We start from the raw sequence: 19,128 nt of genomic DNA on the forward strand, positions 1-19,128 counted from the left end.
GAAGCCCAGCGCACCGACCACACCAAGGCACCGAGGAGAACCCCCATGCGTCCCACCACCCACGCACGCCACCGGGCCGTCCCCGTCACCACCGCCCTGACCCTCTCCGCCCTCCTGCTCACCGCCTGTGCCGGCGGTTCGGGCACCGACCCGGCCGCCGGATCAGCCGCCGGTTCGGCTGCCGCGGGCGGCAAAATCACGCTCTCGGTAGGTGACTTCGGGACCTTCGGCTACCGCGAGGCCGGCCTCTACGACGAGTACATGGCCGCCCACCCGGAGATCACCATCCGGTACGAGACCGTCCAGGACGGCCAGAAGTACTGGGACGCCCTGGCCACCCACCTGGCGTCCGGCAGCGGCCTCAACGACATCCAGGCCGTCGAGGTCGGCTACATCGCGCAAGCCACCGGCACGCTCGGCGACAAGTTCACCGACCTCTCCAAGGTGGCGGGCGTGCGGGCCGACGCCTGGCTGCCGTGGAAGGCCAAGCAGGCCACCACCGGCAAGGGCGCCCTGATCGGTCTGGGTACGGACATCGGCCCGATGGCCGTCTGCTACCGCAAGGACCTCTTCGAGCAGGCCGGCCTGCCCACCGACCGTGAGGCCGTCGGCAAGCTGTGGAACGGGGACTGGACGAGGTTCGTCGAGGCCGGGAAGCAGTACCAGGCGAAGGCCCCGGCCGGCACCTTCTTCACCGACTCGGCGAGCGGCCTGTTCAACGCGGCGCTCTCCGCGGAGGCCCAGCAGTACTCGGACGCCGCCGGCAAGCTCGTCTACCGCGACAGCCCCGGTGTGAAGAAGGCCTGGACGACCGCCGTGGACGCGTCGCGTGCCGGGATCAGCGCCGGGCTGCGGCAGTTCCAGGACGACTGGAACACCGCTTTCACCAACGCCAAGTTCGCCACCGTGGTCTGCCCCTCCTGGATGACCGGCATCATCAGCAAGTACTCCGGTGATTCCGGGCGCGGCAAGTGGGACATCGCGCAGGCACCGGTGGCCTCCAACTGGGGCGGCGCCTTCCTGACCGTGCCCAAGGCCGGCAGGCACCAGAAGGAGGCCGCCGCCCTGGCGGCCTGGCTGACCGCGCCCGAGCAGCAGGCCAAGGTGTTCGCCAAGGTCGGCAACCTGCCCTCGACCACCGCGGCGCTCGCCCAACCCGCCGTCCAGAACGCCACCTTGGACTACTTCGGCAGCACACCGACCGGTCGGATCTTCGCCGCCACCGCGCAGAACATCGCGACGGCACCGATCGGCGAACACGACGGGACGGTCAAGACCGCCATCACGGACAACGGGATCCTCGACATCGAGCAGCACGGCACCGACCCGGCCAAGGCCTGGGCCAACGTCACCAAGCTGATCGACGACAAGGTCAACGGCTGAGCCCCACCCCGTCCGGCCGTCCCGGCTCCGGACCCGCCCAGGGTCCGGACCGGCCCGGCCAGTCACTCCCGGAAGGACTTCCCGTGGCCACCACCCACCGGCCCAGCGGCGACAGCGGCCCGCCACCGCCGACGCCCCCGACCCGCCGAGACGTCGAACCGACGCCCCCGACCCGCCGCGACGCCGCACCACCACGCCCGGCCTGGCGCTCGCGGCTGCACCGTCTCGACCTCAAGGCCTCCCCCTACGCGTACATCGCGCCCTTCTTCCTCTGCTTCGCGGCCTTCGGCCTGTTCCCCCTGCTGTGGACCGGTTGGCTGTCCCTGCACCGGGTGGACCTGCTCGACCCGGGCGTGATGGAGTGGCGCGGACTGGGCAACTACACCCGCCTCTGGGGGACGGAGCAGTTCCGTACCGCCCTGCTCAACACCGTCACCATCGGGGTGCTCTCCACCGTCCCGCAGCTGCTGATGGCGCTCGGTCTGGCGCATCTGCTCAACTACCGCCTGCGCGGCCGGGGCTTCCTGCGGGTGGCGATCCTGGCGCCGTACGCCACCTCGATCGCGGCGGCGACCCTGGTGTTCGTCCAACTGTTCAACCCTGACTACGGGTTGGTGAACTGGGTGCTCTCACTGATGGGCATCGGCCGGACGGACTGGTACGCCGACACCTGGCCCGCGCAGATCGCCGTCTCCACCATCGTCACCTGGCGCTGGACGGGCTACAACACACTGATCTACCTGGCCGCGATGCAGGCCGTCCCGAAGGACCTCTACGAGGCCGCCGCCCTGGACGGTGCCTCCCGCCGCCAGCAGTTCACCCGGATCACCGTGCCGTCGATCCGCCCCACCATCCTCTTCACCGTGATCGTCTCGACCATCGGGGCCACCCAACTCTTCGGTGAGCCGCTGCTGTTCGGCGGCGGCGTCGGGGTCAGCGGCGGCTCGGCCCACCAGTTCCAGACGCTCGGTCTCTACATGTACGAACTCGGCTGGCCGAGCCGCCAGTTGGGCCGGGCGGCCGCGGTCGCCTGGACGATGCTGCTGATCCTGCTGCTGATCGGCGCCGTGCAGCTGCTGACAGCCCGCCGCAACCGTGCCAAGCAGGGGAGCTGACATGGCCGTCACCGTCGACCCCGCGCCGGCTGCTCAGCCGTCCCGTCCTGCCCGGCAACCACCCGGCCGCCTCGGCGGGGCGCTCCGGACCGCCCGGCGCCGGCTGCTTCCCGGCGCCGGGGAGCAGGACAAGGCCGGGCCGCTGACCTACGCGGTCCTGATCGCCGCCGCCGTACTCTCGCTGTTCCCGCTGTACTGGACCTTCGTCGCCGCCTCCTCCACCGGGGAGCGGGTGGCCCAGGCACCGCCGCCGCTCCTCCCCGGCGGATCGCTGTGGTCCAACATCGCCACCGCCTGGGAGCAGGCCGACCTCGGCCGGGCGCTGCTCAACTCCACGGTCGTGGCGGGCTGCGTCGCGCTGAGCACCGTCGCGTTCTCGACCCTGGCCGGCTTCGCCTTCGCCAAGCTGGCGTTCCGCGGCCGGGGCGCGTTGCTGACCGTCGTCGTCGCCACCATGACCATTCCCCCGCAGCTCAGTGTCATCCCGCTGTACCGGATCATCACCGAACTCGGCTGGGGCAACCAGCTGAAGGCCGTCGTGCTCCCCTCCCTGGTGGCCGCCTTCGGGGTGTTCTTCATGCGGCAGTACCTCGCCGAGGCGCTGCCGGTCGAGCTGATCGAGGCGGCCCGGGTGGACGGCGCCCACAGCCTGCGGATCGTCTGGCACGTCGTGCTGCCGGTGGCCCGGCCCGCGATGGCCGTGTTGGGGATGCTCGTCTTCGTGCAGTCCTGGAACGACTTCTTCTGGCCGTTCGTGGTGCTGACCCAGCAGAACCCGACCGTCCAGGTCGCCCTGTCCGCCATCGGCGGCGGCAGCGCCTACGAGGTCAACCAGGCCGTCATCATGACCGGCGCCCTGGTCGGCACGCTGCCGCTGTTGCTGCTCTTCGCCGTCCTGGGCCGGCACATCGTCGGGGGCATCACCGCCGGCGCCGTCAAGAGTTGAGCCGCGCCGCCCGTCCACCCCACCCATCATCTCCCGGGAGCATCACGCCATGACCTCCATCGTGCCGCCCGCCCGCACCGCGACCAGCCCCTCCGACACCCGCACCGCCGCCGCGACCAGCCCCTCCGACACCCGCACCGCCGCCGCGACGGCACCGACCGACCGCACAGCCACCACCGCACGCACCACCACCCGCACCACCGCCGAACCCCCCGCCCCCGCCCACGCCTTCCCATCCGCCTTCCGCTGGGGCGCCGCCACCGCCGCCTACCAGATCGAGGGCGCCGTCCACGAGGGCGGCCGCACGGCGTCGATCTGGGACACCTTCAGCCACACCCCGGGCCGGACCGCCGGCGGCCAGACCGGCGATCTGGCGGTCGACCACTTCCACCGGTTCCGCGAGGACGTCCGGCTGATGGCCCGGCTCGGCCTCACCTCCTACCGGTTCTCGCTCTCCTGGCCCCGCGTCCAGCCCACCGGCAGCGGCCCCGCCCTCGAAAGCGGTCTGGACTTCTACCGCGCCCTGGCCGACGAGCTCCGGGAGCACGGCATCCGGCCGGTCGCCACCCTCTACCACTGGGACCTCCCGCAGCACCTGGAGGACATCGGCGGCTGGCCCGCACGCGACAACGCCGCACGCTTCGCCGAGTACGCCTCGCTCGCGGCGCAGGCCCTGGGTGACCGGATCGACACCTGGGTCACCCTCAACGAGCCCTGGTGCAGCGCCTTCCTGGGCTACGGCTCCGGCGTGCACGCGCCCGGCCGCACCGACCCCGGCGACGCGCTCCGGGCCGCCCATCACCTCAACCTCGGCCACGGTCTCGCCGTCGGCGCCCTGCGTGCGGCGCTCCCGGCCACCGCCGAGATCGCCGTCTCCCTCAACCTGCACGCCGTCCGCCCCCTCAGCGGCCACCCCGACGACCTGGCGGCGGCCCGCCGGATCGACGCGGTGGGTAACCGGATCTTCACCGGTCCGCTGTTCGCCGGCGCCTACCCGGAGGACCTGCTCGCCGACACCGCCCATCTCGTCGACTGGGAGGCCCTGGTGCAGGACGGCGACCTCGCCGAGATCTCCCGTCCGATCGACCTGCTCGGGCTGAACTACTACACACCCACGGTCGTGTCGGCCACCCGGGAGACCGAGGGGGCGACCCGCCACGACGGCCACGGCGAGAGCCCGCACTCCCCCTGGCCCGGCGCCGACGAGGTCGCCTTCCACCGCGCGCCCGGCGAACTCACCGCGATGGGGTGGCCGATCGACCCGACGGGCCTGACCGATCTGCTAACCTCGCTGCACCGGGAGCACGGGCTGCCGCTGCTCGTCACCGAGAACGGCGCCGCCTTCGAGGACGTGGTCGGCCCCGACGGCAGCGTCGACGATCCCCGGCGGATCGCCTACCTGCGGGCCCACCTCGCAGCCGTCCACCACGCCATCGAGGCCGGTGCCGACGTCCGCGGCTACTACCTCTGGTCGCTGCTGGACAACTTCGAGTGGGCCTACGGGTACGCCAAGCGCTTCGGCGCCGTCCACGTGGACTACGACACGCTCGCCCGCACCCCGAAGGCCAGCGCCCACTGGTACGCCGAGGTGATCCGCCGGGGCGGCGTCGACTGAGGCCCGGCCCACCCGCCGCTCAGTCGACGCCGGGGCGGCGCACACCGCCCCCACCGGCCCGGTGGCCGGGTTGTTCGGCGGCCCGGCGGTCCGACTCAGGACCCGAGTGCGCTCCGGTGCACCAGGGCGACGGCCCGGCCGTCGGCCAGCACGAGTGCGGCGTCCTGGCCGGGCCCGAACGCCTCCCGGGCCTCCGAGAGCGGCTGACCGACGCCGACCGTCGCCAGCGCGGGACCCAGCACCGAGGTGACCGGGCCGTCCGGCGCGGCCCGGCCCTCGGCGAGCGCACGCTGGACGGCGGCCGCGGAGAGGGAGCCGAGCACCTCCGTGGCGCTGATGCCGTACGGCCGGACCGCGCGGGCCAGCACGACCGGCGCGATGCCGCCGGGCGCCGTGCGCAGCACCGCCAGGGCCTCGGCCAGCGAGGCGTCCGAGGCCACCGTGACCGGCCCCCCGGCGCCGGACTCACCCGCACCCGACCCACCCGCACCAGGCGCACCCGCGCCGGACCACCCGCCCGCCGCGTCGAGCACGGCCCGGACGGTGGGCTCGGTGTCGTCGGCGCCGCGCGGCTCCTCCAGGAACCCCCACCGGCGCAGCCAGTCGTCGCTGTACAGCTTGGAGAGGTAGGACCGGCCGGAGTCCGGCAGCAACACCACCACGAGGTCCTCCGGCCCGAGCCGACGCGCCACCCGGAGCGCGGCCGCCACCGCCGTGCCCGAGGACGGGCCGGCCAGCAGTCCCTCCTCCCGGGCCAGGCGCCGGGCGGTCAGCAGCGACTCCCGGTCCGGGATCCGCTCGAACCCGTCGACGACCTCGCGGTGGTAGGACTTCGGCCAGCGGTCCTCGGCCGTGCCCGGGTGGAGGAAGTGGCCGATGCTCTCGACGAAGTACGGGCTGCCGTCGCCCCCGGCGTAGCTGGAGGACTCCGGGTCCGCGCCGATCACCGTGACGCCGCCGCCGGAGACCTTCTTGAGGTAGGCGCCGGTGCCGCTGATCGTGCCGCCGGTCCCGACCCCCGCCACGAAGTGGGTCACCCGGCCCCCGGTCTGCTCCCAGATTTCGGGCCCGGTGGTCCGCACATGCGCGTCGGGGTTGGCGGGATTGTCGTACTGGTCGGCCAGCCAGGCACCGGGGATCTCCTCGGCCAGCCGGCGCACCACGTTGAACAGGTGGTCCGGGTCCTCGGCGGGCACGGCGGTCGGGGCGAGCACCACCTCCGCGCCGTAGGCCCGCAGGATGTCCGACTTCTCCGCGGCGGACCGGTCGGACACGCAGGCGATCACCCGGTAGCCGCGCCGGCGCCCGACGATGGTGAGGCCGATCCCGGTGTTCCCGGAGGTCGCCTCGATGATCGTCCCGCCGGGCCGCAGCAGGCCGTCCCGCTCGGCCGCCAGCACCATCGACAGCGCGGCGCGGTCCTTCACGCTCCCGCCGATGTTCAGGAACTCCGCCTTGGCGTAGACGGGGGCGGCGAGGCCGGCACCGAGCCGGGCCAGCCGGAACAGCGGTGTGCCGCCGATCGCGTCGACCACCGATTCGTGGACCGTCATGCGACTCCTTGTCCGGTGTCCCGCCGCGCGCGACCGTTGCCCTGGCGACCGCCACGAGCGCCGCGGCCGAGGCCGACGCCCCGGTCGTGGCCCACGACGTGGCCGACGCCGCGGCCGTCCCGGCCGCTGGGAGGAAAGGCTTTCACCGGACGCTCGCCCGCCGCAAGAGGGACCCGCTGGGCCCCGAGGGTCCGGGTCACGCCTCCTGGGCGTCCAGCCAGTGCAGCAGGACGGCGCGCTCGGCGTCGGTACCGGTGGGGTTCTCGGGGTCCAGCGCCCAGTGCCGGATCCGGCGGACGGTCTCCAGGTCGAGGTCGAGGTAGAGCCGCCAGTGCGCGCGCGGGTGGCAGTCGGGGTCGCGCGGGTCGTCACAGCGGTGGCAGTGGGTGAAGAAGGCGTCCACCATCCGGTGCGCGATCAGCTCGTCGGACATGGAAGCCGTGTTCCCTCGCTCGATGCGTGACGCCGGCCTCCACGGGCCGGCGCTTCCCCTCCAGGGTGCGCGGCGGCCCGCCCCGGACGGGAGGGACGAACGTCCCGCGCACGTCTCCGGACACGCCGAAGGCCCGGTACCCGTGGGGGTGGGTACCGGGCCGGTTCCGGGGCCGGGGCGGTCAGCCGCGGCCCGAGGACTTCTGGGTGCGGCGGGAGACCGAGTCCAGGACGACGGCGGCCAGCAGCACGGCGCCGGTGATCATGTACTGGATCGCCTGGGCGGCGTGCACCATGTCCAGCCCCGTGGTGATGGACTGGATGACCAGGATGCCGAGCAGGGCCGACCAGGTCTTGCCGCGTCCGCCGAAGAGGCTGGTGCCGCCGATGACGGCGGCCGCGATGGCGCTCATCAGCACGTTGCCGCCGCCCAGCGTCTTGTCCGCCGAGCCCTGCTGGGAGGCGATGAACAGACCGCCGAGACCGGCCAGGCCGGCCGAGATCATGAAGACCGAGATCCGGACCCAGGCGACGTTGATGCCCGCCCGGCGGGCGGCCTCGATGCCGCCGCCGACCGCGAAGATCTGCCGGCCGTAGGAGGTGCGGCGCAGCACGAAGTCGGTCAGCACGACGACGCCCAGCAGGATCACCAGCGGCAGCGGCAGGCCGCTGTCCTGGTTGAGGGTGTAGGCACCGGCCAGGGCGAGCACCGCGAGGGCGCCGGTGCGCAGCGCGATCTCGCCGATGGTGCGGGCGGGCAGGCCGGCGGCGGTGCGGCGGCGGGCGTCCAGCAACTGGCCGCCGAGGAACAGGGCGATCGCGAGGACGGCGGCCAGCCAGGCGAAGACGATGTCGCCGTCACCGAGGAAGTAGGTGTCCAGGTTGGCGACGACCCCGTCGTTGATGTTGTTGACGGTGCCGAGCTTGCCGAGGACGTAGTCCTGCAGGCCGCTCCAGGCGAGCATGCCGGCGAGCGTGACGACGAAGGCCGGCACACCGATCCTGGCGAAGAAGAAGCCGTGCAGCGCGCCCATGGCCACGGCGGCGCCTATGGCGAGCAGGATCGCCAGCCACTCGTCGAGCCCCTGACGCACGGCCAGGACGGCGGTGATGGCCGAGCAGACGCCCGCGATGGAGCCGAGCGAGAGGTCGATCTCCCCGAGCAGCAGGACGAAGACCACGCCGACCGCGATCAGGCCCGGTCCGGCGATCCACTTGGTGATGTTGGTGAGGTTGTCGGCCTGGAGGAAGTGGCCGGTGACGCTCTGGAAGATGACGGCGATGAGGACCAGGCCGATGACGACGGGCAGCGAGCCGAGGTCGCCGCTCTTGATCTTGCGGCGGAACTCCTCCAGGTAGCCGGCGACGCCGCCCTGGCGGACCAGCAGGCGCGGGTCCACCGCCGGTGCCGGGGCGTTGGTGGGGGTGGTCTGGCTGGTGCTCACTTCGCTTCCTCCGCGATACGTGCCTGGCGCCGGGTGACGGCGTTGTCGGTGGCGCCGGTGATGGCGGAGATGATCTCCTCGGACGAGGTGCCGGCGACCGGGAAGACCCCGTTGTTGCGGCCCAGGCGCAGGACGGCCACGGTGTCGGCCACCGCCCGGACGTCCGCCATGTTGTGGCTGATCAGGATCACGCCGAGGCCGCGCTGGCGCAGCCGCTCGACCAGGTCGAGGACCTGGGCGGTCTGCTCGACGCCGAGGGCGGCGGTCGGCTCGTCGAGGATCACGACCTTCGGGTCGCCGACCAGGGCGCGGGCGATCGCCACGACCTGGCGCTGGCCCCCGGAGAGGGCGGCGATCGGGATCCGCACGCTGGGTATCCGGATCGAGAGGGTGTCCAGCAGTTCCTTGGCGCGCCGTTCCATGGCGACCTCGTCCAGGGTGCCGAAGCGGCGCAGCTCGCGGCCGAGGAAGAGGTTGGCGACGACGTCGAGGTTGTCGCAGAGCGCGAGGTCCTGGTAGACGGTGGCGACGCCGAGTGCCTGGGCGTCCTGGGGGCGGGTGATGCGCACCGCGCGCCCCTCCCAGGTGATTTCACCCTCGTCGATCGGGTGAACTCCTGCGATCGTCTTCACCAGGGTGGACTTGCCGGCGCCGTTGTCGCCGACCAGCGCGACGACTTCGCCGGCATGGACGTCGAGGTCGACATCGGTGAGCGCCTGGACAGCGCCGAAGCGCTTGGAGACCGCGCGCAGCGCCAGTACGGGTGCGCCTGTCACGTGAACCATCTCCTGCGGGGTAGTGCGTGGGGTGGGGTGGGGTTCCGGCGCGGGCAGGAGGGCCGGCGCTCCCCGGGTGGGTCGGGGAGCGCCGTGGCCGTGGTGCCCGGCGGGCGCGCTACTTGACGCCGGCGGCGGCGCAGGCGGCCGCGAAGTCCGCGGTGCAGATGTCGGCGGCCTTGTAGAGGCCGTCGGCGATGACGGTGTCGTTGATGTTGGTCTTGGTGACGACCTTGGGCTCCAGCAGCTTGGCCGGGATGCCCTTGTCGGTGTCGCTGTCCACGGTGGTCGGCGCCGCGGCCTTGAGGTCCTTGCCCTGCAGGAGGTTCACGGCGAGCTCGGCGGCGCTGTCGGCGAGCGGCTTGTAGGCCTTGTAGATGGTGTACGCCTGGTCACCGGCGACGATCCGCTGCACGGCGTCGAGACCGGCGTCCTGGCCGCCGACCGGCACGGAGACGCCCGCGGCCTTCAGCTGGGTGATGATGGCGCCCGCCATGCCGTCGTTGGCGGAGTAGACGGCCTGGAAGCCGTCCTTGCCCAGCTGGGTGATGGCGGCACCGGTCTTCTGGCCGGCGACGGTGGGCTTCCACTCGCCGGACTGCTCGTAGACCACCTTCTTGACCTTGCCGTCGAGCACCTTGTGCGCACCGGACTTGAACTTGGCCGCGTTCGGGTCGGCCTCGTCGCCGTTGATCATGACGATGTTGGCGTCGGCGGCCTTGGCGCCGAGCGCGTCCAGCAGCGCCTGGCCCTGCAGCTCGCCGACCTTCTCGTTGTCGAAGGAGACGTAGGCCGAGACCGGGCCGGTGGCGAGCCGGTCGTAGGCGATGACCTTGACGCCCTTGCCCGCCGCCTCCGTCACCCAGGACTGGGTGGACTTGGCGTCGAAGGCGTCCAGGACGATCACCTTCACGCCCTGGGCGATCAGGGTGTCGAACTGCTGCTTCTGCTTGGCGGCGCTGCCCTCGGCGTTGCTGTACTGCACCTTGCAGTCCGGGCAGAGCGCGGTGACCTTGGCCTCGATGAACGGCCGGTCGAAGGACTCGTAGCGGGTGGAGGAGGCGTTCTCCGGGAGCAGCAGGCCGATGGACTTGCTGTCCCCGGAGCTCGCGCTGTCCTTCTTGTCACTGCCGGCCTTGCCGCAGGCGGCCAGCGAAAGGGCCATCGAGACCGCGGCGGTGCCGATGACGACGCGACGCACAGTTGCGTTCATGTGGGGAGTGCCTCCGTGACGGTGCCGCAGCGCTGCGGCGGGGTGGGAGGAGTTAATCCGGCTTCGGCATATGACGTCAATAAGTAAATCCAAGCCCTCACGAATCAGATCTGTTCGTTATCTTCGTGAACGCCAACTCGTCATTGACACTTGGAGGAACCTCCGAGTACCAATCTGGCAGGACATGACAGAACGGACAAATGACTACGCCATGACGGCTTCCACCTGGTGTGAACCTCAGAAGTCCCCGGAGAACCCGGCCGGCCACTCGTCCACCCCTTGACCATTGCACTCTTGACAAGAACAGAGCAAAGTGCCCTGTGTGTTCAAGAGTTAGATCAACAGGAGGGAAAGGCTGCGGATCTGACGCTCAGTCGGCGGCAGCCGGGAGCGACACCCGGGCCCGGAACCGCCCAGGCCCGGCGCCGAACGGGCGGTCGACGGCGCGCAAGGGCGCGCGCGAGGGCGCAGGGGACGCTGTCACCGGCCCGCCGTCGGCCGGGTCCGATACCCCCTTGGGCCGACCGCGGGCGGGCGGGCGGCGACGCACGGCGGTCAGCACGCGGACCTCGCCGCCCGGACGGCGAGGTCCGCGACGGCGAGGTCCGTGGCGAGCGAGTACGTGGCGAGCGAGTCTGCGGCGAGGTGGTCCGCAGTGAGCAGGTACGCGGCCGAGCAGGTACGCGACGGGCGAGGTCCGCGACGGGCGAGGTCCGCGACGCGGCGGCGGGAAGCCCTCAGCCCCACCACTGCTCGGGAACGGCGGCCGCCCCCGGCTGACCGTCCGGCCGCGCCGCCGCCTCCCCCGCCCCGGGCCCGGCCGTCACCAGCAGCTCGCCGGCCCCGGCCTCGGCCACCCGGTAGCCGGACTCCCGGAGCACCACGGCGACCGCTCCGGTCATCGCCGAACGAATGCCCCCGGCCGGCGGGGACCCGGCGCCCTCCCCCCGTTCCGCGCCCCCGGCCGGGCCGGGCTCCGCGCCCCGGCCGGCGTCCTGGTCCGCGCCCGGCGACCAGCCGACCACCACCCCCTGGGGCCGGTGGCCGATCCGCAGGCCCGAGGGGCCCCGCCCGGTGTCGAACCCGGCACGGGCCAGGGCCGCTGTCACGTCCTCGAAGAGTTCCCGGTGATCCACCATTGGCGCAGCGTAGGCCGGGGACCGCGCCCTCCCCGCGTACGGCGCGCGCCGAAACGGTTCACCGCCCCGGCAACAGCACCCGAGCGCACCATTCCCGGCCCGCCGAGGGCCGGTCGGCGGCCCGGTCACCCCCGGACGGGCCGACACGAGCGGCCGTCCGGGCCGATGGACGTGCACAGTCGGCCCCCTGCCGACAGCATGACAGAGTAAGCGCTCCATCACTTTGAGCAACGGGGCCAGCGGGTCGGCGGATCCGCGCGCCGGTGACCCCGGCGGCCCCGTATCGAGAGGTCCCATGATCACATCACTCCGCCGGCCGGCAGCTCCGCAGGCGGGCTCCCCGGACGGTACGCAGCGGACGCCGGGGAGCCCGTCGTGAGAGCCGACCAGCAGTCGCGTCCGGGACCGGTCACCAGCACACGCTCGGCACCCGCGAACAAGGCCGAGGCCCTCGCCGACTGGGCCGACGGCCGGCTGGGCATCTACGCCCTGTCCAAGTCCAACCTGCGCAAGATCTTCCCGGACCACTGGTCCTTCATGCTGGGTGAGATCTGCCTGTACACCTTCGTCATCATCATCCTGACCGGCGTCTGGCTGACCTTCTTCTTCCAGCCGTCGATGTCGGAGGTGACCTACGAGGGCTCGTACATCCCGCTCCGGGGCGTCCTGATGTCCGAGGCGTACGCCTCGACGGTGGACATCAGCTTCGACATCCGGGGCGGCCTGCTGATCCGGCAGATCCACCACTGGGCGGCGATCGTGTTCGTCGCCGCGATGCTGGTGCACATGATGCGCGTCTTCTTCACCGGCGCGTTCCGCAAGCCGCGCGAGATCAACTGGATCTTCGGCGCGTTGCTGCTGTTCCTCGGCATGTTCGACGGCTTCATGGGCTACTCGCTGCCCGACGACCTGCTCTCCGGCACCGGCATCCGGTTCATGGAGGGCGCGGTACTGGCCGTCCCGCTGGTCGGCACGTACCTGCAGTTCTTCATCTTCGGCGGCCAGTTCCCGGGCTTCGTGATCGTGCCCCGGCTGTTCACCGTGCACATCCTGCTGATCCCGGGGATCATGCTGGGCCTGCTGGTGGCCCACCTGATCCTGGTCTTCTACCACAAGCACACCCAGTTCTCCGGCCCCGGCCGCAAGGAGGAGAACGTCGTCGGCATGCCGCTGATGCCGGTCTACATGGCCAAGGCGGGCGGCTTCTTCTTCCTGGTGTTCGGCATCATCAGCGCGATGGCGGCGATCGCCACCGTCAACCCGATCTGGGCGTACGGCCCGTACCGGCCCGACCAGGTCTCCACCGACGCCCAGCCGGACTGGTACATGGGCTTCTCCGAGGGCCTGATCCGGATCATGCCCGGCTGGGAGATCGGCCTCTGGGGCCACACCCTCAACATGGGTGTCTTCGTACCGCTGATGATCTTCCCCATGGTCCTGGTCGCCATCTGGTCCTACCCGTTCCTGGAGGCCTGGGTCACCGGCGACAGGCGCGAGCACCACATCGCGGACCGCCCGCGCAACGCGCCCGTGCGGACGGGCTTCGGCGCCGCCTGGATCAGCCTCTACGTGATCCTGCTGATCGGCGGCGGCAACGACCTGATCGCCACCCACTTCCACCTGTCGATCAACGCCATCACGAACGCGGTGCGGATCGGCTTCTTCGTCGTCCCGGTGGTGGTCTTCGTGATCACCAAGCGGTGGTGCCTGGGCCTCCAGCGGCGCGACAAGGAGAAGGTGCTGCACGGCCGCGAGACCGGCGTCATCAAGCGGCTGCAGCACGGCGAGTTCATCGAGGTGCACGCCCCGCTCCCGCAGGGCCGGCTGTACACGCTCACCTCGCACGAGCAGCCGCAGCCGATGGAACTGCCGGCCGAGGTGGACGAGAACGGGGTGGCCCGCCGGGCCGGCCTGCTCACCCGCACCCGGGCGAAGTTCTCGCGCGGCTTCTACGGCCGGGGCAGCCAGATCGCCAAGCCGACCGCCGAGGAGCACCAGGAGATCACCAGCGGCCACGGCCACCACTGACCTCCGGCACCCCGGACGAACGGGCCCGCCACGCCGTCCAGCGCGTGGCGGGCCCGTTCCGCGCGCCCGCTCCGGGAGCGCGCCCGGCACGGCCGGATCAGGCCCGCAGCGCGGCCGGCACCGCCGCGAGCAGGGCGGCGGCGAGCGCCACCGAGACGCAGAGGGCCGCCCACCGCGCGCAGATCCGCCGGCACTCGCTGCGGTAACGGGCCGCCAACTGGCGGCACCGCTCCACCGCCCGGTCGACGACATCCTCGGCATAGCGCAACCGGTCCGCCGCGTAGGCCCGTTCGAGGTCCTCCCGTTCGCCGGGCGACAGCCAGGGGAACCGGCCCGCGAAGGCCTGCGCGTCCCGCTCGGCCGCCGCCACCTCGGCCTCCCAGGCCAGATAGCCCTCCAACCGGGCGATCTCCACCCGGGCGTCCACCCGTGGCCGCGCCGGCCCGGCACCCTTGCCCGGCCGAGGGCTCCGCACTCTCGGCGGGCGCTGTCTGCCACCCATGACCGCTCCTTGTCCAGCACCCGGGCACCGCGGCGAGCAGCACGGCGGCAGCGGCGCGCACCTGTCGATTCGGCCGGCCGACCGCTCCACCGGGACGAGACCCGGCGATCGATCGCACCGCAACCACGCAACTACTATCAGTGACCAACGGTGGCCCGCGGGACGACTCGCCGGTCCCGACCGGACGGCGGGGCGCCCGGCCGGCGGCCCGCGCCCTACCGATCGGCACGGCGCCCCCGCGAGGAGAGGCGCGACCCGGGGCGTGCGAGTCGAGTCGCGCACGCCCCGGACGCGGTCGGCACGCTCCGCACATGAACGTGTACCATCAGCGATCACGGCGGCGCTCTGCCCAGCCGCCGGCCCGACCTGCCCCGGCCCACCCGGGGTGCGCACCAGGAGGTCAGCCATGCCCGACGCCGGTCGGTTCAGCGAGTTGGGCGAGCAGGGCTCGCAGGCGGTCATGGAGGCGGCCGCGGTGCTGGAGCGCGAGCTGTCGCTCGGGCTGGCGGACGCCAAGGCGGCCGGCGACCGGCTGACCGGCGAACACCGCGTCGACCAGGAGGAGTTCGACCAACTGGTGCGCCGGGTGTCGGAGAACACCCATCAGCTGATCGACGCCGTCAGCACCCGACTGCTGGGCAACACCACCGGCGACGCGGCCGAGCAGACCCAGCGGCTCGCCACCAACGCGCACGACGTCCTCGACCTGCTGCTCAACCTCAGCTCCCTGGCGCCGGCGTTCGCCAACCGGTCGATGGAGACCACCTTCGGCACCCGGCAGAGCCCGGCCGAGCACCCCGGCGAGGCCGAAGGTCGGCACGGGTGACGGCCGCCGCCCCGCCACGCGCCGACCCCACCCCCCTGGTCGAGCGGCTCCTGACCCGGCACCGCGAGCGCACGGTCGCGGAACTGCTGCGCCACATCCCCGAACAGAGCCCGCCGTACCTGTACGAGCTGGCGGCCGACTACCCGGCCCGGCCGTGCAAGGGACTGCGGGCCGCGCTCTGCCTGGCCACCTGCGCCGCGTTCGGCGGTGACCCCGAGCGGGCGCTGAACCCGGCCGTCACGGTCGAGCTGTTCCACAACGGCTTCCTGATCCACGACGACATCCAGGACGGCAGCGAGCTGCGCCGCGGCGCGCCGACGCTCTCCGCCGCGCACGGTGTCGAGGTCGCGCTGAACGTCGGGAACGCGACCAACCTGCTCGGCCTCCGGCGGCTCATGGCCAACCGGCGTGAGCTGGGCGGCGAACTGGCCTGGCGGCTGTTCGAGGAGACCGAGCTGATGTGCCGCCAGTCGTTGGAGGGGCAGGCCCTGGAGATCGCCTGGATCCGCGACAACAGCTGCGACCTGGTCCCCGCCGACTACTACCGGATGTGCCTCAAGAAGACGTCCTGGTACACCTTCCTCTACCCGTGCCGCAGCGGCCTGCTGGTGGCCGAGGGCGCGAGCACGGACGCCGCCCGACTGGACCGGTTCGGCTGGTACCTGGGGGCGGCGTTCCAGATCCAGGACGACGTGCTCAACATCGTCGGCACCGAGGCGGAGTACGGCAAGGAGATCGCCGGGGACCTCTGGGAGGGCAAGCGCACCCTGCTGCTGATCCACCTGCTGGAACGCTGCACCCCGGCCGAACGCACCCGCGTCGTGGCGTACCTCAGCCGCACCCGGGCGCAGCGCGGGCCCGACGCGGCGCAGGAGGTGCGCTGGCTGCTCGACCGGATGACGGCGTACGACTGCGTGGAGAGTGCCCGGCAGGCGGCGGCCGGGCTGGTGGACGCCGCCGAGCGGGAGATCACGGCGGTGCTGGCGGCGGCGCCGGATCTCGTCGAGCCGTCCGCGGAGGCCGCCGAGGCGCGGGAGTTCCTGCTGGCCCTGCCCGACTTCACGGTGGCCCGCGGCCGCTGACCCGACCCCGCCCCCGCGACGGCCACACCCGTTGCCCCGCCGTTCCCTTCGCCTCCCTGGGATCCGCGGGACCGGTCCCGGCCGGGGAACCGGCCGCGCGGGGATCCGCGTCACCGGGGACGACACCGCGTCCGCGCCGTACTCCCCCGGGAGCACGGCGCGGCTGAGTACATCCACCCACCGGAACTGAGTACCCGTCCGCTGTCGGGGCGGCGGACGGGCGGCCAGGATCGGGGCATGACCGAGACCGCCTCCGGGCCCCGCGCGAACTGGCGTCGCGCTCCGCTGGCCTCCACCCTGGTGACGGGGTTCTGCCTGCTCTTCGTCCTGCCGCTGCGAGGGCTCGCCGAGATGGCCACCGACCCGTGCGCCGGGCCCGGCTCCTGCCCGGCCACCCGGGCCCAACTCGTGCTCTCGGACCATCTGTTGCTGGCCACCGTGGTGCTGATCGTGGTCCAGTGGCCGGTGGCGTACCTGATCCGGCCGGCCCGGGTCTGGGCGGCGCTGGCGCCGATGGCGGCGCTGCTGTCGGTGGTGGCCGCGATCTTCTCCATCAACCCGGGCACCTGAGCGTCAGGCGAAGGCCGACGGCCGGCCGAGGGCGACCAGGCGGTGATCCTTCGTCCCGATGTAGATCCGGCCCTTGTCGGTGGCCGGCACCGAGAACTTGCTGACCGTCCCGAGCGGGAAGGAGCGGCGCAGTTTCAAGGTGCCGGCGACCGGGACGGGGTCGTAGGCGCGCAGCTCGCCCCCCTCGCCGTACGAGCCGGTGCCGGACCAGATCACCCAGACCAGCGCGGAGCCGGACCGGGCGCCGTCGGAGGTGACGACGGGTGAGCCGGACATCTTGAGGAAGTCCTCGGCGCTGGTGCCGGCACTGGTCAGCTGCGGGGTGCCGGCCGCGGAGACGGAGTACTTGAGGGCGCGCAGCTTTCCGTAGTTCTCGACGGTGTAGACGTAGCCGCCGTCGCCGCCCCAGACCGCCGGGTGGCCCCAGACGCCGCCGTAGGGGCCGGTGACGCCGACGGCCTTGTCGCTGCCGCCGGGCCCCTGGCCCATGCCGCCGAGGTTGTCCCGGTCGAGCAGGAAGATCCGGCCGTCCTTGCCGACCTGGACCAGCAGGCGGGGGTGGGCGGGGGTGCCGAAGCGGTCCGCGGGGAGGGCGACCGGGCCGCCGGAGCCGAGGTCGGTGTCCCGCTTGTCGAGGGTCGCGTTGTTGGCGGGGCTGAAGAAGTCCTTCGGGGTGAAGGTGCCGTCGCCGTTGACGGCGAAGCGGATCACCGACTCACCGAGGCCGCCGGGCGGCCTGGAGCCGGGCCCCTGGGCGGGCGAGGCGCCGGCGCCCTGGCCGTTGGCGGTGGTGAGGATGATCCGGCCGGGGCCGTCCGAGACCAGCCCGCTGCCGGCCATCCAGATGGAGGCCCGCTGGGTGTCGGAGCCGGCGACCGTCGACCAGAGGGTCAGCTCGCGGGTGCGGGTGTCGAGACCGGCCAGGGTGCCGATGTAGTCGCCGATGCCGCAGAGCGAGCCGAAGCCGAGGTAGATGTGCCCGTCGAGCAGCAGCAACCCGGGCCGCTGGAGCGAGCGGTAGGCGTTGAACGGCTTGCCGGGGGCGTTCACCGGGTCCCCCTGGACGGTCACCGGCCAGCCGCTGCGCTCGGCGCCGGTCTGGGCGTCCACGGCGTGCACGTAGTAGTGCGGGTGGCGGTCGTCCGGGCCGTCGTCGACCTTGCTGGTCAGGTAGACGGTGCCGGTGGCGGGGTCGTAGACGGGGGTGGAGGTGGTGCCGACGTTGGGGCCCGGGTCCGAGCAGCCGATCGCGGCGGAGGCCCAGGCCGGACCCATCGCGCGCTGCCAGCTGATCCGCCCGGTCCTGGCGTCGACACCGTAGACGTGGTTGGTCTCGGTGGCGACGACCACGGTCGGACCGATGACCAGCGGCTGGGCGAACACCTGGCCGTCGAGCGGGGTGGCGAAGCGGACGCCGAAGTCGGACATCCCGACCTCCGCCGGGGAGAGTCCCGGTTCGTCCTGGTCCCAGGCGGTGCGCTCGGTGGTGACGGAGACGGTCGTGACGTCCGCGCGGGCCGTTCCGGCGGGGGCGAGCAGGGCGATGCCGGCGAGCAGGGCCGCCGTCCGGGCGTACGGTCTGTTGGTTCGGTTCATGGCGCCCATGCTTCGGGGGTGACCGCGCGGCCACCAGCGGACGTGGTCCAGTCGGCGGACGCGACCGGCCGGCCGGCCTCCGGACGCGGCAATTCGCCGGACAGTCGGAGCAAGTTGATCTATCGTCGTCGCGGCACGCGCCACGGGGCGCGCGACGGCAGAGGGCGAGGCGCGGTGCGATTCGGAATCATCGGCACGGGTACGGTCGGGCAGACCCTGGCGGACAAGCTGGTGGCACTCGGCCACGAGGTGACGCTGGGCTCGCGGAGCAGGGACAACGAGAAGGCCGTCGCCTGGGCCCGGCAGGCCGGCGAGCACGGGCACCACGGCACGTTCGCCGACGCGGCCGACTTCGGCCAGGTGGTGCTGAACGCCACCGGCGGGACGGTCGCCCTGGAGGCACTGCGGGCGGCCGGCGCCGAGCGGCTGGCCGGGAAGCTGCTGGTGGACATCTCCAACCCCCTGGTGTTCTCCCCCGAGGGCGAGGTGACGCTCGACCCGGTGAACACCGACAGCGTGGGCGAGCGGATCCAGCGGGAGTTCCCGCAGGCCCGGGTGGTGAAGGCGCTCAACACGCTGACCGCGCCGCTGATGGTGGACCCGGCCCGGCTGCCGGGGGCGCACAACCTCTTCATCGCCGGCGACGACGACGGCGCGAAGGCCGAAGCGGTCGCGCTGCTGGGCGAGTTCGGCTGGCCGGCGGAGTCCGTCATCGACCTCGGGGACATCTCCGGCGCCCGGGCGATGGAGATGATGATGCCGTTCTGGCTCCGCCTGATGCGCTCGTTCGGCACGGCCGAGTTCAACTACGCCATCCGGCGCGCGGAGTAGCCGTCCGCGCGGAGCGGCCGTTCGGGGGCTCCCCGACGGCGGTGCCCCGCCCCCGCCGGCAGCGGCGGGGGCGGGG

Annotated in this window: 17 protein-coding genes; 9 read left to right on the top strand and 8 right to left on the bottom strand. The window is 72.6% G+C overall.

Going from position 1 to position 19,128, the window contains the following annotated elements:
* Nucleotides 1-45: 45 nt before the first annotated feature.
* The 4 genes from ACFXHB_RS11700 to ACFXHB_RS11715 all read left to right on the top strand — a co-directional run bounded on the left by ACFXHB_RS11700 (nt 46) and on the right by ACFXHB_RS11715 (nt 5,059).
* Nucleotides 46-1,383 carry an ABC transporter substrate-binding protein gene (locus ACFXHB_RS11700; protein WP_380573810.1) on the top strand — a complete coding sequence of 446 codons (1,338 nt, stop codon included), beginning with the start codon at nt 46-48 and terminating at the stop codon, nt 1,381-1,383.
* An 83-nt stretch (nt 1,384-1,466) separates the two neighbouring features.
* On the top strand, nt 1,467-2,498 hold the full coding sequence (locus tag ACFXHB_RS11705; protein WP_380573811.1) for a carbohydrate ABC transporter permease: 1,032 nt from the start codon (nt 1,467-1,469) through the stop codon (nt 2,496-2,498).
* 1 nt (nt 2,499) lies between these two features.
* Entirely contained in the window at nt 2,500-3,444 is a 945-nt protein-coding gene (locus ACFXHB_RS11710; RefSeq protein WP_380573812.1) for a carbohydrate ABC transporter permease, read from the top strand.
* Nucleotides 3,445-3,493: 49 nt separating this feature from the next.
* On the top strand, nt 3,494-5,059 hold the full coding sequence (locus ACFXHB_RS11715; protein ID WP_380573813.1) for a GH1 family beta-glucosidase: 1,566 nt from the start codon (nt 3,494-3,496) through the stop codon (nt 5,057-5,059).
* A gap of 95 nt (nt 5,060-5,154) precedes the next feature.
* Here ACFXHB_RS11715 and ACFXHB_RS11720 read toward each other — a convergent pair whose 3' ends face one another.
* From ACFXHB_RS11720 to ACFXHB_RS11745, 6 genes are all read right to left on the bottom strand, one after another.
* Entirely contained in the window at nt 5,155-6,612 is a 1,458-nt protein-coding gene (locus tag ACFXHB_RS11720; protein WP_380573814.1) for a pyridoxal-phosphate dependent enzyme, read from the bottom strand.
* Between the two features lie 196 nt (nt 6,613-6,808).
* Nucleotides 6,809-7,045: a hypothetical protein gene (locus tag ACFXHB_RS11725; protein ID WP_380573815.1), complete on the bottom strand. Its 237-nt coding sequence runs from the start codon at nt 7,043-7,045 to the stop codon at nt 6,809-6,811.
* Between the two features lie 181 nt (nt 7,046-7,226).
* A complete protein-coding gene (locus ACFXHB_RS11730; RefSeq protein ID WP_380573816.1) occupies nt 7,227-8,489 on the bottom strand; it encodes a sugar ABC transporter permease in 1,263 nt (420 codons plus the stop codon).
* Nucleotides 8,486-9,274 (bottom strand): ATP-binding cassette domain-containing protein, encoded by a 789-nt coding sequence (locus ACFXHB_RS11735; protein WP_380573817.1) that lies wholly within the window; start codon nt 9,272-9,274, stop codon nt 8,486-8,488. The genes ACFXHB_RS11730 and ACFXHB_RS11735 overlap by 4 nt, the downstream gene beginning before the upstream one ends.
* A gap of 109 nt (nt 9,275-9,383) precedes the next feature.
* A complete protein-coding gene (locus ACFXHB_RS11740; protein WP_380573818.1) occupies nt 9,384-10,478 on the bottom strand; it encodes a sugar ABC transporter substrate-binding protein in 1,095 nt (364 codons plus the stop codon).
* 737 nt (nt 10,479-11,215) lie between these two features.
* Nucleotides 11,216-11,617 (bottom strand): hypothetical protein, encoded by a 402-nt coding sequence (locus ACFXHB_RS11745; RefSeq protein WP_380573819.1) that lies wholly within the window; start codon nt 11,615-11,617, stop codon nt 11,216-11,218.
* A 375-nt stretch (nt 11,618-11,992) separates the two neighbouring features.
* On the opposite strand from ACFXHB_RS11745, the gene ACFXHB_RS11750 reads away from it, so the two are divergent.
* A complete protein-coding gene (locus tag ACFXHB_RS11750) occupies nt 11,993-13,645 on the top strand; it encodes a cytochrome bc complex cytochrome b subunit (RefSeq protein ID WP_380573820.1) in 1,653 nt (550 codons plus the stop codon).
* A gap of 97 nt (nt 13,646-13,742) precedes the next feature.
* Here the strand turns inward: ACFXHB_RS11750 and ACFXHB_RS11755 are convergent, their stop codons facing one another.
* Nucleotides 13,743-14,147, bottom strand: a complete 405-nt coding sequence (locus tag ACFXHB_RS11755) for a hypothetical protein (RefSeq protein ID WP_380573822.1) — start codon at nt 14,145-14,147, stop codon at nt 13,743-13,745.
* A gap of 406 nt (nt 14,148-14,553) precedes the next feature.
* Between ACFXHB_RS11755 and ACFXHB_RS11760 the strand changes: the two genes are divergently transcribed.
* From ACFXHB_RS11760 to ACFXHB_RS11770, 3 genes are all read left to right on the top strand, one after another.
* Nucleotides 14,554-14,973: a hypothetical protein gene (locus ACFXHB_RS11760; protein ID WP_380573823.1), complete on the top strand. Its 420-nt coding sequence runs from the start codon at nt 14,554-14,556 to the stop codon at nt 14,971-14,973.
* Nucleotides 14,970-16,055 carry a polyprenyl synthetase family protein gene (locus ACFXHB_RS11765; RefSeq protein ID WP_380573825.1) on the top strand — a complete coding sequence of 362 codons (1,086 nt, stop codon included), beginning with the start codon at nt 14,970-14,972 and terminating at the stop codon, nt 16,053-16,055. The genes ACFXHB_RS11760 and ACFXHB_RS11765 overlap by 4 nt, the downstream gene beginning before the upstream one ends.
* A 237-nt stretch (nt 16,056-16,292) precedes the next feature.
* On the top strand, nt 16,293-16,625 hold the full coding sequence (locus tag ACFXHB_RS11770; protein ID WP_380573826.1) for a hypothetical protein: 333 nt from the start codon (nt 16,293-16,295) through the stop codon (nt 16,623-16,625).
* A gap of 3 nt (nt 16,626-16,628) precedes the next feature.
* On the opposite strand, the gene ACFXHB_RS11775 is transcribed toward ACFXHB_RS11770, so the two are convergent.
* Nucleotides 16,629-18,221 carry a PQQ-binding-like beta-propeller repeat protein gene (locus tag ACFXHB_RS11775; protein ID WP_380573827.1) on the bottom strand — a complete coding sequence of 531 codons (1,593 nt, stop codon included), beginning with the start codon at nt 18,219-18,221 and terminating at the stop codon, nt 16,629-16,631.
* 174 nt (nt 18,222-18,395) lie between these two features.
* On the opposite strand from ACFXHB_RS11775, the gene ACFXHB_RS11780 reads away from it, so the two are divergent.
* Nucleotides 18,396-19,052, top strand: a complete 657-nt coding sequence (locus ACFXHB_RS11780) for an NADPH-dependent F420 reductase (protein ID WP_380573829.1) — start codon at nt 18,396-18,398, stop codon at nt 19,050-19,052.
* Nucleotides 19,053-19,128: the final 76 nt, after the last annotated feature.

It is taken from the genome of Kitasatospora sp. NPDC059327, from assembly GCF_042752535.1.
GTDB lineage: Bacteria > Actinomycetota > Actinomycetes > Streptomycetales > Streptomycetaceae > Kitasatospora.

Coding starts and splice junctions, on each gene's coding strand:
- ACFXHB_RS11740 (WP_380573818.1), bottom strand. CDS start 10,478: ATGAACGCAACTGTGCGTCGCGTCGTCATCGGCACCGCCGCGGTCTCG.
- ACFXHB_RS11755 (WP_380573822.1), bottom strand. CDS start 14,147: ATGGGTGGCAGACAGCGCCCGCCGAGAGTGCGGAGCCCTCGGCCGGGC.
- ACFXHB_RS11770 (WP_380573826.1), top strand. CDS start 16,293: ATGACCGAGACCGCCTCCGGGCCCCGCGCGAACTGGCGTCGCGCTCCG.
- ACFXHB_RS11715 (WP_380573813.1), top strand. CDS start 3,494: ATGACCTCCATCGTGCCGCCCGCCCGCACCGCGACCAGCCCCTCCGAC.
- ACFXHB_RS11710 (WP_380573812.1), top strand. CDS start 2,500: ATGGCCGTCACCGTCGACCCCGCGCCGGCTGCTCAGCCGTCCCGTCCT.
- ACFXHB_RS11745 (WP_380573819.1), bottom strand. CDS start 11,617: ATGGTGGATCACCGGGAACTCTTCGAGGACGTGACAGCGGCCCTGGCC.
- ACFXHB_RS11735 (WP_380573817.1), bottom strand. CDS start 9,274: ATGGTTCACGTGACAGGCGCACCCGTACTGGCGCTGCGCGCGGTCTCC.
- ACFXHB_RS11725 (WP_380573815.1), bottom strand. CDS start 7,045: ATGTCCGACGAGCTGATCGCGCACCGGATGGTGGACGCCTTCTTCACC.
- ACFXHB_RS11700 (WP_380573810.1), top strand. CDS start 46: ATGCGTCCCACCACCCACGCACGCCACCGGGCCGTCCCCGTCACCACC.
- ACFXHB_RS11760 (WP_380573823.1), top strand. CDS start 14,554: ATGCCCGACGCCGGTCGGTTCAGCGAGTTGGGCGAGCAGGGCTCGCAG.
- ACFXHB_RS11720 (WP_380573814.1), bottom strand. CDS start 6,612: ATGACGGTCCACGAATCGGTGGTCGACGCGATCGGCGGCACACCGCTG.
- ACFXHB_RS11775 (WP_380573827.1), bottom strand. CDS start 18,221: ATGAACCGAACCAACAGACCGTACGCCCGGACGGCGGCCCTGCTCGCC.